This is a genomic window from Bacillus sp. JJ1562 (assembly GCF_036962705.1).
Lineage (GTDB): Bacteria > Bacillota > Bacilli > Bacillales > Bacillaceae_L > Ferdinandcohnia.
In genome coordinates, this window is the sequence record NZ_JBALOQ010000007.1 from 1 (window position 1) to 16,988 (window position 16,988).

A 16,988-nucleotide genomic window follows, 5' to 3' on the forward strand; every position below is an offset into this window, starting at 1 on the left:
TGACTTTTTCCTGTTTTACCCAAATGTGTTATCTTATCCGGCACTTATACTATGGCTTTTTCCTGTTTTATCCAAAAGAGTTATCTTATCTATCACTTACACTATGACTTTTTCCTACTTTATCCAAATGTGTTATCTTATCCATCACTTATAATATGGCTTTTTCCTACTTTATCCAAAATCCCATCATATCCATCACTTTTGTTAAGGTTTTTTTCTTTAATAACCAAAAGCTAAAGTTAAACCACAATAAACCGCAGGAATCCCTCCCTTCCTACGGTTTTAAAATCAAAGATACTCCTTCACAAACTCCTTTGAATCCATTCCTAAGATTGCTTTCGTTTGAAGTTTGTTGGATTCCAAATAGTTTCGGACAAGATAATAGCCTGCACAGTAGCCTGCCATTTTCGGATAAAATCTCTTTCCGTATAATAGATCGCTATGTTTTCTTTCATATCTTTTAAGATTTCGATTAGGGATGATGAGTTGCTCGACTATTTTTTGGAGTTCCTGATTGGAGTAATATTTCGTCCAACCTGCCAAGTTCTCACTCCCACATTGTTCACGGACCGCATTTTCTGCAAGCCCTTCTAATATGACATTATCCAAAAACGTATACTCGGCTTCATTTTTTTTGTGTTTTCTTAAGCGACACACATGATTGTATTCGTGGGTTAAAACAGCTTTAATTTCTGAATGTGTATTATGCGGTGAGAAGAATAGAAATAATTTATCCTTAAAGGCAACGCCTGATTTTCCATTAAACTCTCTTTTGATTTTGGAGTTTGTATCATCAGCTGGGAAAATGAAAATAGGAACTTGAGGACCGTCCCATTGTTTTTGCAAGGCCCCATATTCTTTTTCCACTTTTACCCATACGTTTTTCGGTAGATTTTCAAGTATAGGTTTAGAGGCTGACCTGTACATTCCGTGCATTTTTAATTGTTGGTAAATATCGTGTGCTCCGGCTCCCTTTGGAAAATAGCTAGTTAGTTTTTTACAGAGCTCAATAGGATTTGCAGGTGTTTCCTTTATCCATTGGTCCGTACGTATTACCCCATTTCATCACTTCCTTTCACAGCAATATATCGTATTCAAATTGACAAAAAAAGAGCCAGACCATTTGGCCTGACTCTTTACGTAAATATTATTGATATTTTTTAAATAAAATGGTTGCGTTGTGTCCACCGAAACCAAGTGAGTTACTTAGGGCAACATTTACTTCCTGTTCTCTTGCTTTATTAGGGACATAGTCTAGGTCACATTCCGGATCTGGTGTTTCATAATTGATCGTTGGTGGTATGATTCCTTCTTCAATTGCTAGAACAGAGAAGATTGCTTCCACACCGCCTGCAGCTCCGAGCAAATGTCCTGTCATGGATTTTGTTGAACTAATTGCTACCTTATGAGCATGTTCACCAAAAACTTCTTTGATTGCTGCGGTTTCAAACTTATCGTTGTAATCTGTGCTAGTTCCGTGAGCATTGATGTAATCCACTTCACTAGGAGAAAGCCCTGCATCAGCAATAGCTTGTCGCATTGCGCGAGCTCCACCTTCGCCACCTGGTGCTGGAGCTGTAATATGGTGTGCATCTCCTGTTGCACCATAGCCAACGATTTCTGCGTAAATATGTGCACCACGTGCTAACGCATGTTCTAGTTCTTCAAGAACAAGAATTCCAGCGCCCTCACCCATTACAAATCCATCGCGGTTTTGATCAAATGGACGGCTTGCTGTTTTTGGATCAGGATTTAACGATAATGCTCTTGCTGAAACGAATCCTGCAAATGACATATTTGTTAATGGTGCTTCTGTTCCACCTGTGATCATGACGTCCGCGTCTCCACGCTGGATAACTTTAAAAGCATCCCCAATTGAGTTCGTACCTGTCGCACATGCTGTTACGGTACATGTGTTAATTCCTTTTGCTCCAATAGCGATGGACACTTGGCCAGCTGCCATATCCGGAATCATCATTGGTACATAAAAAGGACTTACACGTCGATAGCCTTTTTCTAAGAAAATTTTGTGCTGTTCTTCATGTGTTTCCATACCACCAATACCTGAACCAATCCAAACTCCAACTCGTGGAGCAATTTCATCAGTGATGGTTAGATTTGCATCTTCGACAGCCATAAAAGAAGCAGCCATTGCATATTGTGTGAAGCGGTCCATACGACGTACTTCTTTTTTATCCATATAATTTTCAGGATTAAAATCCTTTAATTCTGCTGCTACTTTTGCAGGTAAGCCCTCGATGTTAATTCTTGTTAATGGACCGACCCCAGAGACACCATTTTTTGCGTTTTCCCAAGTCGTCTTCACATCATTGCCTAGCGGCGAAACCGTGCCTAATCCAGTAACTACTACACGCTTCTTTTCCATAATTATTCTCCTTCCAACCTCATTGAAAATTTCTATCCTTTATTGCATAAGTATTGATTTCCAAGTAAAGATTGTTCCTTAGCGACCCCATTTGATACAGATAGCACCCCAGGTTAAACCTCCACCAAATCCTACCATTACTATTACGTCATCGTCTTTAATTTTTCCTGCTTGGATATCCTCAACAATTGAAATTGGGATTGAGGCTGCAGATGTATTTCCGAACTGATTCACTGTTTTCGACATTTTTTCAACAGGTAGCTCAAGTCTTTCCCTAGAAGCTTCCATGATTCGAATATTTGCTTGGTGTGGAATTAAGTAATCTACATCTTCTCGTGTTAGTCCAGCCTTTTCAAGAACATTTACACTTGATTCACCCATTTGTCTTACTGCAAATTTGAAAACTTCGCGACCGTTCATGATAATGTGTTCGTCCTGGTAAAGATGTTTAGCACCTGTACCGTCTGCACCTAATTCAAAAGATAGGATACCTCTGCCTTCTGAAACTTCACCAAGGACAGCTGCACCAGCTCCGTCTCCAAATAGCACGGCTGTATTTCTATCGCTCCAGTCAACGATTTTTGAAAGTTTTTCAACACCTACTACTAATATGTGCTTATAAGTACCCGTTTCGATGAATTGTTTACCTGTAATGATTCCGTACATAAATCCAGCACAAGCAGCACTTATATCCATTGCAGCTGCTTTTTTTGCACCTAAACGTTCTTGAATCATGCATGCTACAGATGGAAATGGATGGTCAGGCGTCACTGTTGCTACGATGATCATATCTATTTGATCTGGAGTGATTCCTGCATCATCAATTGCTTTACGCGCTGCCTCATACGCCATATCAGATGTATTTGTATCATCATCGGCAATTCTACGTTCTTCTATTCCTGTTCTTGTTCGAATCCATTCATCTGATGTATCTATAATTTTTTCAAGATCCTGGTTTGTAACCACCTTTTCTGGTACGAATCGATTGATTCCGATTATTCCTACGCCCATACAAACATCTCCCTTTTATGAGAAAACATAAATTTATAGCTTTTAGTATTCCGCACTTTTCTTATTATCAATTCTTATGACTTGGTACTAATTTTAATTCATTTTTTAATTGTTATCAACTCTTTGGTTTTATTTTTTCTAAGTTTCCACATTTTCCTAGTGTTATGCGTGATGATGGCCTATTTCATTTTGTGCAGTGATACATATAATAATATTAAAAATTTACTGTAGAAATTTCAAATTGTAAGTTGGTGAAAAAAGATGAGCAATGAGCAAGAGAATATTGATGGTAAGCAAGAGGGAGAGCGTGAATCTTCTAGGATGGATCGGTTTGATCGACTTATGTTTGGTCAAAGAGGTAGGAAAGTTGAAAATAAAGCTCAAGAAGTAAAGAAAGAAGAGGGAGTTGATTTCAATCAACTAATGAACCAATTAGATGATATTATGACTTCAATCGATAAAATCAAGCCGGCATTAAAAGATCTTTCCCCACTCCTTAAATATTTTCGAAAAAAATAAGAAGCTATCACCCTATGTGATAGCCTCTTCTATTTTGAAGGAAGGTCCCCTGTTTCCTTATATTCTTTAATGTAGCCGTTTAATTCCTTAATAAATTCATTATCTACTTTCGGGCTAAAGGTACCCATTGAAATAACATCGTCCTGAAAATCAAAATAAAGGGTTCCAGATGCGAGTTCGCCCTCATTAAAATTACTTGCAACTAAAAGGTAGAGTTGATCTACATGCTGCACCGTGCTTGTGTACACAGTTTCTTTCCCTAAGTCGGATTGGTCTGAAACATAACCAATTGCATAAAGGCCCTCTTCTTTCAGTCTTTCTATTACAGGGACATTGTACCCATTCCCGGTTGGATAAAGAATATCTATACCTTCAGCTATCATTTTTTCTGCAATTAATATTGCCTTTTCATCGTCATCCCAGTTTTGAACATAGCCAATATCTACATCAACTTCTTCATTTTGAAATAAAACACCTTCATAAAATCCATTGATCTCCGGTTGCCATTCAAATGCAGCGATAATTCCGACTTTGTTCGCTTCCGTCATTTTTCCAGCGACCATACCACCGAAAAAGCCCATGGCATGCCCATCGAAGTTTAGGCTTGTTACATTCTCTTTTCTCGTATTTCCATTAAAAAAAATGAAATGGACATCAGGGTATTCATCTGCAATCTCATTAAAAATTTCAGCATATTCACTTCCATGACCAAATATTAAATTGACGCCTTTATCCACAAATTCATTCACTGCTGTTCGCGTCGCAGCTTCCGAAATAATTCCTTCTTTGTAAAAGACATCGACCTGAAATTTTGATTTTATCTGCAATAACCCCTTATATCCTTCAGTACCCCATACTTGATCATCGATCGTATCCGGGACTAATAAGCCCACTTTTTTCAACCCGGTACTAGCATCTGTTTGTCCACAAGATACGAGGGTGATTAAGAGAAATAAGAGCGTCACCCACCTAAACAACTTTTGCATTACTCCAACTCCTTCAAAATCAAAAAACAAAATCGCCCAATCTTACCTATATTTTATTGTACTTTTTAGGAATTGGAAAGCAAAAGAAGGCTTTCGGCTTAAAAATTTTGAGAAATCCACTCTTCATGATCACTCTTTATTTTGATTCCTTCCTCCAACTCTTTATTTGAAAAATCGATAAATGTAAACAAAAATTCTATATTTTTAGTTCGAACTTTTCGATGCTCACATAAACTATTATCAATATTAATCTTGGAATACCAGCTCTCATTAAGCTCGTCGTTTAAATCATCCATTGTATTCCTGTCTAACGAATGCGCCGAAACTAGAATTAGCTTTGTATTTGTATCATTACAATATTCTAGCACTGATTGAAGCGTATTTCTTTTTTCTTCATTGCGTTCCGAAAAGTTTGGGCTATACCACGGGTAAATCACGGAATCTGTTTGTACGAACATCTCTTGGTTCATCATTGCTTTCGGGTACTCAATAAATTCAAAAAAGGCATTACGGCCAATACGAAGCATTTTATCCTCTTCAGGACTATCTTCCTTTGGTTTTGCATCTACTCCAAACACATGAATTTCATTGTCTATCATTCTACAGCAGAGTCCATATCCTACAAACGAGAAAGCATCGAATAGTATGACCTTTTTCACTTGTAACATCCCCTATTCATAATGAAATACGCCTTGGCGTATTTGTGCCCGATTTTTTTCGGGCTTGCCCCGAAAAATTTCCTTTGAAAAATCGTGGCATCCGCCGGAGGCTTAACTTTATTCAGCCATAGTTTGAACCTCAACAAAAGACTAAACTACATAAATCCGGCAAGTTAAATTTGCTACGTCTGCTGAATAAAGTTACAGTATCGTATGCGAGTGGGCAAATAAAAAGTCCCTATTCGTAAAAAAGAAAGGGGACTTTTTATAGGTCTTTTTCATTCGCTTTGTAATAGCTACCAATTGAGCGACTAAATGCATACGTGTTTTCACTAATGTGATAGCTTAATGTAACCATCTCATTTTTGCCTTGGTATTTCTTACTGTGAATTTCAGGAGTGTATGTCTTTTCATTTGTGCTATGCCAAATTTTGATTGGGATATTTGAAAAAAGTAATTTATTACTTGGTGCTAATTTTTGAATATTCGGTTCAACTTGCCTTTCGTCAAGTTGATAAGCCCGAGCAATTTCTTTTATCAGCTTTTTATAATAAAATTTATTTTTTCTTTCATTATCGATATGTGCCACTAGATCAATGCATGGATTTAAGAAAGCCATAGAGCGAATTTCTTCCTTTAGCATTTTGCTTAGCTCCATTGCTGTTAATGCACCCATCCCCTCCGCCAGAATGTGTATGCGTTTATTTAGAATTTCTTGTTTCATAATGATGTGATAGAGCTGTGTTGCTAATTTGACGGAAGCTGGATTTCCCCAATTTGCACCGTATAAGTTTGAATAAAATACTGTATATCCTTCATCCTTTAGATATTCGAGAATTTGAGACCTTGCGTAGTTTTGGATCCAAAAGCTCGAATTCTCATCTACAAAATTTGTTTTATCCCCGATTATTAAAACAGCGAAACCATTTGGACGTTTTGGCAAATGAAGAGCAGACCACTCCGAATCGAGCTTGAAAAATGTTTTGTTTTGTACCATTGCACTCTTCTCCTACAATGTTTTTTCGTCCTTTGCTATTAGTGTATGTTATGGAAAAAAAGATGAAAGGGGGAAATGCCTACAAATGTCTTTTCTATCAGATGACAATTGTGGTAAACTAATTACAGATATTGTTTAATGAGGTGAAGACATTGCGTTATTTTTGGACATTTTTTTGGACATTCCTCTTAATCCAAATGGCTTCATATGTTATTGGATCAATGCAGGGGGCTACATATTCATTTCAGACGGCTTCAATCGTAGCTGTTATTGTTACAGCCCTAATCGTTATTTTAGGTTCTGTTATTCCAAATGAGCCTGTAGAGGAACCTAATCATTAATATGCAAAAAAGACCCCATCGGGTCTTTTTTGTTTGTCACGGCTTTCTTTTATATGTCCATTTGCGGTTGTCGTTAGAGTTTTCAGGGAATGCGTCACCAGCACTTAATTTTACACTTTTCGGATTTTTAACCATATCTCCTGTTTCGCCGATTTCTACATAAATCCCATTATTCGGTGCTTTTTGCCCTGCACGAAATTCATGACTTTGCCCCATCATAATCCTCCTTTTGAATAGTAATACATGATTACTATTCCCACTCATGTTCAAAATCATGAAAAAAGCCTCGGTACCATTGAAGGCCGAGACTTAAAGGTTTTTTATTCCATAATTGCTTTTAATACGGCTTTTTGAGCGTGTAGACGATTTCCTGCTTGTTCAAAAACAACAGAATGTGGTCCATCAATCACTTCAGCTGTTACTTCTTCACCACGATGTGCTGGTAAACAGTGTAAGAAAAGATAATCTTCATTAGCTGCACTCACAAGCTTTGAATTAACTTGATAAGGCATGAACGCTTGCATTCTTTCTTGCTGTTCCTGTTCTTGGCCCATACTTGCCCAAACGTCTGTGTAAATAAAATCAGCACCTTTTAAACCGCCGACTGGGTCATGGCTAACCTCAATGACTGCATTTGTCTCTTTCGCAATTTCTTTTGCTTTCTCTACAATAAAAGCTTTCGGAGCATATTGAGGTGGACAAACAACCGTACAGTCTAAGCCAACTTTTGCTGCAGCAATCATTAAGGAATGGGCTACATTATTGCCATCACCAACATAGACAAGTTTACTGCCTTTAAAGGTTTTCTTATGTTCATAAATCGTTAGTAAATCAGCTAACGCTTGGCATGGGTGAAAATCCTCGGTCAAGCCATTGATGACTGGGATACTTGCGAACTTCGCAAGCTCCTCAATTTTCTCATGTTCAAATGTACGAATCATGATGGCATCCACATACTCAGATAAAACCATTGCTGTATCTGCAATTGATTCTCCTCTACCTAGCTGCATATCATTACTATTTAGGTAGATTGCATTTCCTCCCAATTGAAGCATTCCAGCTTCAAATGAAACTCTTGTGCGGGTTGAGTGCTTTTCAAAAATCATCGCTAATGTTTTTCCTTTTAAATAGGGAGTTTCTTCCCCATTTTTATGTTTTTGCTTGATTTCAATAGCTGAATCTAATAAAGCGATAATATCTTCTTGCGTTAAATCAATAAGATTCAGTAAATCCTTTCCTTTTAACGCCTTACTTACATTATGTTTTAAAGTTGTTGTCATTTATTAATCACTTCTTTCTCATTTTTGAATGTACCTCTGCGTTCTTGAATTGACATAACTGAAAAATGAGAATCACTGAATGCTTTTAAAAATGCTTGTAATGTCTCAATTTCCGTAAATACATGAATTCGCTTTTGACTTGCCTCTATTTTATTCTTTTTCGATTTTTCATCATTCGTTAGACTCACAAATGCTAAAGCCTTATCGCTTTTGCTCCATTCTGAAATGTCATTTACGGTATATATTTTTAATCCCATTTCCTCAGCTAATTGCTTTATTTCAACGGGAATAAGTTCAGTTTCGAATACAATTTCGTCGGCACCTTTTTTCGATAAAATATAGCTATGGAACACTTTTGTTAAAGCCTCATCTATCGTATCTGCAATACTAATTCCTTCACCAGTTGATTTCATTTCCGGTCCTACCGTCGGATCACCGAGTAGTTTATAGGTTGAGAAGACTGGATATTTTACCGTAAAGTAAGGTAAATCAGGTAATAAGCCAGTTTGAGATGAAACCTCTTGTAATGACTTTCCAAGGACAAGTTTCGAAGCTAACTGCGCCATCGGAATTCCTGTAATTTTACTTATAACTGGAACTGTACGACTAGCACGTGGATTCACTTCAAGGACGTAAATTTGATTGTCACTAACAACAAATTGGATATTCATGATCCCTTTAAATTGTAGTTCACGAACTATTCTTTCTGCATAGTCTGTGACTGTTTTCTTGTTTTCTTCAGATAATGAAATAGCTGGCATAATCGCGTGACTATCACCTGAGTGAACGCCCGCTTTTTCAATGTGTTCAACAATGGTAGGAATGAGAATATCGTTCCCATCAGAAAGTAAATCGACTTCAATTTCTAAACCAGGTACATATGCATCGATTAAGAGTGGAAATGAATCATTTGGAACCTCTTTTATATAGGATGAAAGCTCTCCCTCTTTATAAATAACAACCATCCCTTTCCCACCAATTACATAGGAAGGTCGAATTAATACAGGATAGCCGATTTCGGATGCCTTTACCACTAATTCTTCCGTGTTATCTGCAATCTCACCAGGAATATGTGGAATATTTTTCTTTTCTAACAACTTATAAAAACGGTCACGGTCTTCAAGCTGGTCAATGACGTCGTTAGTAATTCCCACAATAGTTACTCCTGCTGCCTCTAATCCTTGTGCAAGATTAATGGCTGTTTGACCACCAAATTGCACGATTACCTGTTCCACTTTTTCAGCTTCGATTACATTTAACACATGTTCAAATGTTAATGGCTCAAAAAACAATTTATCCGCAATTTCATAATCAGTACTTACTGTTTCAGGATTGTTATTCAGTAAGAGCGTTTCATAGCCTTCTTCTTGTAAAGCGAAAATTCCATGTACAGAGCTATAATCAAACTCAATTCCTTGACCGATTCGAATGGGTCCAGAGCCCAGAATTAAAACCTTTTGTTTCGTAGAACCTTGTGCTTCATTTTCACCAAAATAGCTGGAGTAATAATAAGACGACTGGGATGCAATTGCACCAGCACATGTATCTACACTTTTAAAGCTAGGAATAATACCAAGTTCCTTACGTTTTGCACGAATCGTCTTTTCATCCTCACCACTGAGGTAAGCAATATATTGGTCAGTAAAACCTTTTTCTTTTATCTCTTGCATGAATTCGCTTGAGAACTTATCGACGGATGTTTTGCTAATCTTATCCTCATAGTCCACTAACGATTTGAAAATGTGTAGAAAAAATGAATCAATTTTTGAGACCGCATGTATTTCATCCACGGTAGTTCCTCTTCTAAAAAGTTCAAGTACCGCAAAAAAACGATTTTCACTTCCCTTTTCAACAAGTTGATTAAGCTCGGCAGATAAAAGATTTGTTAATTTAGGTAAGCGTAAGCTTTCATTTTCTCCTTCTAAGGAATGAACTGCCTTTTGAATGGCACCTTCTAGGTTCACGTCAAGTGACATGACCTCTCCAGTTGCTTTCATTTGTGTTCCAAGTACATTTGGAACATCTGTGAACTTATCAAATGGGAAGCGCGGAAATTTTACAACCACATAATCTAATGTAGGCTCTGAGCTAGCAAATGTGTTACCTGTTATCGGGTTGATTAGTTCATCTAATGTATAGCCAACTGCAAGCTTTGCTGTTATTTTTGCGATTGGGTAGCCGGTCGCTTTTGATGCAAGTGCTGAAGAACGACTAACACGCGGATTTACCTCAATTAGATAATAGTTTTTGCTATAAGGATCCAATGCAAATTGAATATTACATCCACCAACAATTCCTAATGCAGAGATAATTTTTGCCGATGAAGCTTGTAGCATTTTATATTCATCATCTGTTAAGGTTTGTGATGGAGCGACGACGATTGAATCTCCCGTATGAATGCCAACTGGGTCGATGTTTTCCATATTACAAATCGTTATACAGGTTCCTTTTTGGTCACGCATAACCTCATATTCAATTTCTTTATATCCAGCAATGCTTTTTTCGATCAAACATTGAGTAATTGGGCTTTCGGACAAGCCATTTTTTGTAAGACTAATCAATTGCTGCTGCTCGTGCGCAATGCCTCCTCCTGTTCCCCCCAATGTGTATGCTGGACGAATAATGACTGGAAATCCTATCCTTTCAACAAAAGCAATTGCTTCTTCAACAGTTGTAACAATTTCACTGTCAGGAACAGGCTCATTTAATTCATTCATTAAGCTTCGAAAAGCCTCTCGATCCTCTCCCTTTTTAATGGAGTCAATCGATGTTCCAATAACCTTTACATTATATTTATCTAAAATTCCATGTTCACTTAGGCTAAAAGCTAAATTTAAGCCTGTTTGACCACCCAGGGTTGCAAGTAATCCATCTGGACGTTCTTTTGCAATGATTTTCTCGATGCTTTCAACTGTAAGTGGTTCAAAATACACAACATCGGCATTGACTTCATCAGTCATGATGGTTGCAGGATTGTTATTCACTAAAATAACTTTATAACCTTCTTCACGCAATGCCCTACAGCCTTGTGTACCAGAATAATCAAATTCTGCAGCCTGCCCGATTACGATAGGCCCTGAACCAATTACTAGTATTGATTGAATTGAATGATCTTTAGGCATAAATTTTTCTCTCCTAACCTTTACGTTTGTACGAAAATCTGTAGCATTCACAGGTAATTAACTTAATACAATACCCCAGCCAGAGCAGGTTGCTTACTAATGATTGCTTTTTCTGTCTTTTTGTCACGTATTCTTTTCACAACTGCACGTGTATCCACATGTGAGAGTAATGGAATGTTCCACTTCTTTAAATACTGACTTAGCGAGTATTTGCCATCATAATGAGAGTGGGTATCCTTTGTTTCATATAGAATGACTCCCGCAACCTGGGGCTTCGTGTTAAACTCGAGCTCATTAATTCCGCAATTACCGATGAGGGGGTAAGTGAAAACAATGATTTGATTTTTATTGGAAGGATCGGTTATAACGTCCTGGTAGCCAGTCATTCCTGTATTGAATACGATTTCGCGCTCAGCCGTTGTGCTTGAGCTATTCTCGTAAATATTTCCTTCAAAGCTTTCACCATTCTCTAAGTGTAGATATCCCTTCATGGTTTCACCTCGTATTTTTATTTGAGTAGACGTATTTTTATACAAAGTTATTCAAAAAAAATTCATTGTATGACTGGTAGTTCGAAACCTTCTCTTAAGAAATATACTCGGCCACAAGACTATCCCTTATTAGTTTAACGGCTTCATCGATTTCTTCGTAGGTTACAGTTAATGGTGGTAAAAGTCGAATGACATTTGGTCCAGCTTGAAGAACTAACAATCCGTTTTCACGTAGTTTTGTAATGCTTGTTGCAACTTCAGCTTTACAAGCAATACCTAACATTAATCCACTTCCGCGAACCTCTGTTACAATGTCTTGATCAGGTAGTGTTTTTTTAAGCTCTTCCTTTAAATAAGCACCTTTTTTCTCAACCTCTGCCAAAAACTCATCTTGAAAAATGATCGATAAAGTTGCTTTAGCTGCTGCTAATGAAATTGGGTTACCGCCAAATGTTGAACCATGTGAGCCAGGTCCAAATGCTTCCTTCAGCTTTTCCTTTCCAAGCATGGCACCAACAGGAAGTCCACTACCTAAACCTTTTGCTATTGTTATAATGTCTGGTGATAGATTGAAATGTTGGTGAGCAAATGCTTTTCCTGTTCGGCCAATTCCGGTTTGAACTTCATCAATTATAAAAAGTGAACCATTCTTCACGCAAAGCTCTTCAATCTTTTTTAGAAACCCTTCCGATCCAGGAACGACTCCACCTTCACCTTGAACAACTTCAACCATAACTGCTGCTACTGAATCATCCATAGCTTCCTCTAACGCATCACAATCATTGTAAGGAAGATATACAAATTCTTGTAAAAGAGGTCCAAACCCTGAATGGATTTTATCCTGTCCCGTTGCAGCCATCGTTCCAAATGTTCTCCCATGGAAGGATTGTTGAAACGTAATAACCTTTGACTTTTGAGTATATTTTCGAGCAAGCTTTAATGCTGCTTCATTTGCCTCAGCACCGCTATTACAGAAGAAAACTGCATCTAGATCTGTATTTGCGACAAGCTTCCGGGCTACTTCTTGTTGAATATCAGATTTAAATAAATTCGATACATGCCAATATTTTTTCAGCTGTTCTTCCACCGCTTCGATTACAGCCGGGTGGCGATGTCCGAGATTACATACTGCGATTCCAGAAACAAAATCTAAATATTTTTTTCCTGTATTGTCAACAATGATTGCACCCTCTGCTGATTCAACCGTCAAATCCCATCTCGCATAGGTTGGAAATAGTGCATCCATTAAACCACCTCTAGTTCTTTTACGATTTTTGTCCCTTTTAATGTTCCGTCCATGGAAAGTAGAGAATCCTTTCCATTAATTATTGTAATTTCGTTAAGTCCGCCATCATTTAGTGCCGAGAGAGCTGCTCTTACCTTTGGTATCATCCCCCCGTAGATGGTTCCTTCTTCGATGAGTGTAAGAACAGAATCCGTGGAGAGTGAAGGTAGAACTTCACCATCTTTTTTAATTCCATCTACGTCTGTGACGAATAATAAATGCTCAGCCTTTAGAGCGATAGCAACACTTGCTGCTGCTGTATCCGCATTGATATTATACTTTGTAAAATTCTCGTCAATCCCAATTGGAGAAATAACAGGAACGTAATTTTGAGATAAAAGAAATTCTAGAAACGAAATATTAACTTGTGCAATCTCACCAACATAGCCTAATTGATCTAGATTTACAGGCTTTGCTGAAATTAGTTTTGCATCACAGCCAGATAATCCAACTGAAGGGATTCCAGCTTTTTCGAGTTCGACGACAACTTTTTTATTGACCGTACCGGATAGTACCATTTCAACAACATCTAGGACTTCCTTTGTTGTCTTTCTCAGTCCATTCACAAATTCACTTTCTATGTTTAACGAAGTGAGTGTCTGGCCAATCTCAGGGCCACCTCCATGAACAACAACGACTCTATATCCGCTTTCTTTTAATTCTTTTATACTATTAAAAAATGAGTCTGAAAGCTTAGCTAGGATGCTACCTCCACATTTGATAACAATTGTCTGCATTTCAAGTCTCCTCACGTACGATAGCTTGCATTGATTTTGACATAATCATAGGTTAAGTCACAGCCCCAAGCCGTTCCTGTACCATTTCCTAAATGGAGGTCAACGTGAATGACTATGTCAGTTCCTTCAAGATACTGTTTTGCAAGTTCTTCTGAGAAAGCCACTGGTTGACTCCCTTTTAGCATTAGAATAGATCCGATTGAGATATCCACAATATCTGGATTCACAGTAGCTGTACTATGGCCAATCGCGCCAATAATTCTTCCCCAGTTCGCATCTGCTCCGTAGATTGCTGTTTTAACAAGGTTTGACCCTACAATCTTTTTCGCGATGATGCGGGCATCGACATCAGAAATAGCGCCTGATACATTGACCTCTACTAGTTTTGTAGCTCCTTCTCCATCCTTTGCAATTTGCTTTGCAAGATCTTCAAAAGTGGATTGAAGCGCTGACACAAAGTAGTCCCATTCAGGATGCTCTGGTGAAAGCTGATTATTTTCTGCCAAACCACTTGCCATGATCAATACCATATCATTTGTTGAGGTTTCACCATCTACCGTGATTTGGTTAAATGTCACATCTGTCACAGCTTTCATCGCTGTTTGAAGGGATTCTGAATCAATATTTGCATCTGTTGTTACAAAGCCAAGCATCGTCGCCATGTTCGGATGGATCATCCCTGAGCCCTTTGCAGCTCCACCAATCGTAATGGTCTTTCCATCAATTGTTGTTTGATAGCATGCTTTTTTCATCACTAAATCAGTCGTTAAAATCGCTGTTTGAAAGTCATCGGCAGCCTTATTTGTATTAGTCGGCTCAAGTAGTTTTATGCCTGCTTTAATTTTATCCATCTGCAGGAGCTCACCGATTACACCCGTTGAAGCAACTGCTACTAAGTGGTCCTCCATTCCAAAATGAGCAGCTGTTTCAGATCTCATTTCATATGCATCTAGTAATCCTTGTTCACCCGTACATGCATTCGCACAAGCACTATTAATCACAACCGCTTGTAGTTTATTCCGGGCTGCAATACTTTCTTTTGTAACTTTTAAAGGAGGGGCTTGAAAATGACTTTGCGTATAAACGGCCGCACAGTTCGCAGGAACATCACAAACAATTGCCCCTAGATCCTTCTTTGAATAACGTAATCCGGCATGAACTCCTGCTGTTTTAAATCCTTTTGGGGTTATAACAGACCCCTCTTCTAATTTTAAAATTTGAATTTCCTTCGTATCTATCATGCAAAGTCACTCCTTTTCTTTGAATCTCTTATGGGAATAATGGGACATGCTTTAATCCTGAATTTTCTTCTAACCCAAACATTAGATTAGCATTTTGGATCGCCTGGCCTGCAGCGCCCTTCACTAAGTTATCAATAACTGAAACTACTGTTATCCGATTTGTTCTTTCATCAAATGCAAGGCCGATATCACAATAATTTGTGCCATAGACCTCTTTTGTGGCAGGGAATGTACCCTTTTCTCGGATTCTCACAAATGGAGAATCATGATAACCTTCCTTATATAGTTCATATAGCTGATCCAATGTAAGTGAATCTACTGCACTGTTGATGTACATCGTGGACATGATTCCTCTTGTCATTGGCACTAAATGTGTACTAAATGTCACATATGGAATTGAGGCATCCCAGCCTTGTAACACCTGTTCAATTTCTGGAATATGTTGATGCTGATTAACCTTATAGATTGAAAAATTATCATTACTTTCAGCAAAATGTGTTGTTCTTGATGGACTTTTTCCCGCTCCAGAAATACCAGACTTTGCGTCTATTACAATTGATTTTTCATCAATTAGTTTATTTTTAATTATTGGTACTAACCCAAGAACAGTTGCAGTTGGATAGCAGCCCGGATTTGAAATAAAACTACTATTCTGAATTTCTTCTTTATACCATTCTGGTAATCCATATGTAGCTTTGTTTAAGTCTTCCTGTAAAGCAGCTGGATTTTTATACCATTGTTCATAAAAATAAGGATTTTTTAACCGATAATCTCCTGAAAGATCAATAATCTTCACATTTTCTTTCAATAGCTCAGGGACAATTGTTGTTGAAACTCCTGATGGTGTTGAAAGAAAAACAACGTCCACCTCATTTGCAATCTTCGGAATATCGATTTCTTCTAATGAATCATTTACAAGATTTATAACATGGGGGTAGACCTCTGAAAGCCTCATCCCTGTCTGTGACGAAGTATGAATGGAATGCACTTCTATAGATGGGTGGTTTGCCAACAATCTCAATAATTCAATTCCGCCATAGCCAGTAACCCCTATAATTGCCGCTTTCAATATATCCACCTCATTGTTTTTAATTAATGTAGAATATGTATCATTATAAGTCTGTATAAAAATAAAATCAATTGTATTTTTATAAAAAATCAGATTTTTTACGCAAAAAAAACCACCAGAGAGAAGGTGATTAAAAATCAACCTCCACTTACTGGTGGTATCAAAGCAACAGTATCTCCTGCTCTTACAATATCGTCATCGACTGCATACTCTTCATTTATGGCAAACATGATTTGATCAAGATTTTTTATATCATGATCGTTTGCAAGCTTCTGTTTTAGAGATGATACGGTTATCTTATCCGCATTTAAATTGATTCTATCCGTTCCAGCCATTTCCTGTAAATGGGCAAAAAATAAAATCGTAATCATTTCAAATCCTCCTCTTCAGGTTGGCCAGTTGCATATTGTTTTGTTTCTAACTGATCTCCAATCCACATTTCCCCGTCTTCCCAATGTTCTTTTTTCCAGATAGGGACGATTTGTTTAATACGTTCGATTGCATATTCATTTGCTGCATAGGCATCCTTCCGATGTGGTGTGGAGACTGCGATGACAACAGCTGCTTCAGAAATATCCAAGCGACCTATTCGATGGGTTATAGCAGTTTTCGCCTCAGGCCACCTCACCGAAATTTCTTCACCAATTTGAGCTAGCTTTTTTTCTGCCATTGAAATATACGCATCATATTCCAAATAAAGGGTTTTCCTCCCCTTGGTAAATTCGCGAACCGTACCGATAAAAGTCGTAACAGCTCCAGCTTCACGTCTAATGACTTTATTCGTTACCTCATCAACCTGAATCGGCTCTTTCGTAATCTTATATAAATCAATGTTATTCATTTTTGTACCTCCTTCAATCAAAT

The 16,988-nt window shown here is 37.8% G+C and carries 17 protein-coding genes and 1 pseudogene; 2 read left to right on the plus strand and 16 right to left on the minus strand.

The annotated features are described in order from the left end of the window. Window positions 1–288: 288 nt before the first annotated feature. From V7097_RS04805 to V7097_RS04815, 3 genes are all read right to left on the minus strand, one after another. Window positions 289–927: a DUF2268 domain-containing protein gene (locus V7097_RS04805; protein WP_335702464.1), complete on the minus strand. Its 639-nt coding sequence runs from the start codon at window positions 925–927 to the stop codon at window positions 289–291. A gap of 220 nt (window positions 928–1,147) precedes the next feature. Next, window positions 1,148–2,386 carry a beta-ketoacyl-ACP synthase II gene (gene fabF / locus V7097_RS04810; RefSeq protein ID WP_335702465.1) on the minus strand — a complete coding sequence of 413 codons (1,239 nt, stop codon included), beginning with the start codon at window positions 2,384–2,386 and terminating at the stop codon, window positions 1,148–1,150. Window positions 2,387–2,464: 78 nt separating this feature from the next. Further along, window positions 2,465–3,397: a beta-ketoacyl-ACP synthase III gene (locus tag V7097_RS04815; protein WP_335702466.1), complete on the minus strand. Its 933-nt coding sequence runs from the start codon at window positions 3,395–3,397 to the stop codon at window positions 2,465–2,467. A 261-nt stretch (window positions 3,398–3,658) separates the two neighbouring features. Here V7097_RS04815 and V7097_RS04820 point away from each other — a divergent pair, with 261 nt between their 5' ends. Beyond that, window positions 3,659–3,916 carry a hypothetical protein gene (locus V7097_RS04820; protein WP_335702467.1) on the plus strand — a complete coding sequence of 86 codons (258 nt, stop codon included), beginning with the start codon at window positions 3,659–3,661 and terminating at the stop codon, window positions 3,914–3,916. Between the two features lie 29 nt (window positions 3,917–3,945). Here the strand turns inward: V7097_RS04820 and V7097_RS04825 are convergent, their stop codons facing one another. From V7097_RS04825 to V7097_RS04835, 3 genes are all read right to left on the minus strand, one after another. Then, a complete protein-coding gene (locus V7097_RS04825; protein ID WP_335702468.1) occupies window positions 3,946–4,902 on the minus strand; it encodes a BMP family ABC transporter substrate-binding protein in 957 nt (318 codons plus the stop codon). A 98-nt stretch (window positions 4,903–5,000) separates the two neighbouring features. Beyond that, window positions 5,001–5,561, minus strand: coding sequence for a hypothetical protein (locus tag V7097_RS04830; RefSeq protein WP_335702469.1), 561 nt, complete (start codon window positions 5,559–5,561; stop codon window positions 5,001–5,003). Window positions 5,562–5,826: 265 nt separating this feature from the next. Continuing rightward, the gene (locus V7097_RS04835) at window positions 5,827–6,558 is read right to left on the minus strand and encodes an alpha/beta hydrolase (RefSeq protein ID WP_335702470.1); all 732 of its coding nucleotides are present in this window, start codon (window positions 6,556–6,558) and stop codon (window positions 5,827–5,829) included. Window positions 6,559–6,710: 152 nt separating this feature from the next. On the opposite strand from V7097_RS04835, the gene V7097_RS04840 reads away from it, so the two are divergent. Further along, the gene (locus tag V7097_RS04840) at window positions 6,711–6,899 is read left to right on the plus strand and encodes a YjzD family protein (protein WP_335702471.1); all 189 of its coding nucleotides are present in this window, start codon (window positions 6,711–6,713) and stop codon (window positions 6,897–6,899) included. A gap of 36 nt (window positions 6,900–6,935) precedes the next feature. On the opposite strand, the gene V7097_RS04845 is transcribed toward V7097_RS04840, so the two are convergent. The 10 genes and pseudogenes from V7097_RS04845 to V7097_RS04890 form a co-directional block, all read right to left on the minus strand. Further along, window positions 6,936–7,115, minus strand: coding sequence for a YjzC family protein (locus V7097_RS04845; protein ID WP_335702472.1), 180 nt, complete (start codon window positions 7,113–7,115; stop codon window positions 6,936–6,938). Between the two features lie 104 nt (window positions 7,116–7,219). Beyond that, the gene (argF, locus tag V7097_RS04850) at window positions 7,220–8,179 is read right to left on the minus strand and encodes an ornithine carbamoyltransferase (RefSeq protein ID WP_335702473.1); all 960 of its coding nucleotides are present in this window, start codon (window positions 8,177–8,179) and stop codon (window positions 7,220–7,222) included. Next, window positions 8,176–11,301 (minus strand): carbamoyl phosphate synthase large subunit, encoded by a 3,126-nt coding sequence (locus tag V7097_RS04855; RefSeq protein ID WP_335702474.1) that lies wholly within the window; start codon window positions 11,299–11,301, stop codon window positions 8,176–8,178. Before V7097_RS04855 ends, argF begins: the two co-directional genes overlap by 4 nt. Before the next feature lie 95 nt (window positions 11,302–11,396). Beyond that, window positions 11,397–11,792: pseudogene (locus V7097_RS04860) on the minus strand (carbamoyl-phosphate synthase domain-containing protein); the annotation flags it as partial. A gap of 94 nt (window positions 11,793–11,886) precedes the next feature. After that, entirely contained in the window at window positions 11,887–13,038 is a 1,152-nt protein-coding gene (locus tag V7097_RS04865) for an acetylornithine transaminase (protein WP_335702475.1), read from the minus strand. After that, window positions 13,038–13,814 (minus strand): acetylglutamate kinase, encoded by a 777-nt coding sequence (argB, locus tag V7097_RS04870; protein WP_335702476.1) that lies wholly within the window; start codon window positions 13,812–13,814, stop codon window positions 13,038–13,040. The genes V7097_RS04865 and argB overlap by 1 nt, the downstream gene beginning before the upstream one ends. Before the next feature lie 11 nt (window positions 13,815–13,825). Continuing rightward, a complete protein-coding gene (argJ, locus tag V7097_RS04875) occupies window positions 13,826–15,055 on the minus strand; it encodes a bifunctional ornithine acetyltransferase/N-acetylglutamate synthase (protein ID WP_335702477.1) in 1,230 nt (409 codons plus the stop codon). A gap of 28 nt (window positions 15,056–15,083) precedes the next feature. After that, on the minus strand, window positions 15,084–16,124 hold the full coding sequence (gene argC / locus V7097_RS04880) for an N-acetyl-gamma-glutamyl-phosphate reductase (RefSeq protein WP_335702478.1): 1,041 nt from the start codon (window positions 16,122–16,124) through the stop codon (window positions 15,084–15,086). 137 nt (window positions 16,125–16,261) lie between these two features. Further along, window positions 16,262–16,495, minus strand: a complete 234-nt coding sequence (moaD, locus tag V7097_RS04885; RefSeq protein ID WP_335702479.1) for a molybdopterin converting factor subunit 1 — start codon at window positions 16,493–16,495, stop codon at window positions 16,262–16,264. Further along, on the minus strand, window positions 16,492–16,965 hold the full coding sequence (locus V7097_RS04890) for a molybdenum cofactor biosynthesis protein MoaE (RefSeq protein WP_335702480.1): 474 nt from the start codon (window positions 16,963–16,965) through the stop codon (window positions 16,492–16,494). The genes moaD and V7097_RS04890 overlap by 4 nt, the downstream gene beginning before the upstream one ends. Between the last annotated feature and the right edge of the window lie 23 nt (window positions 16,966–16,988).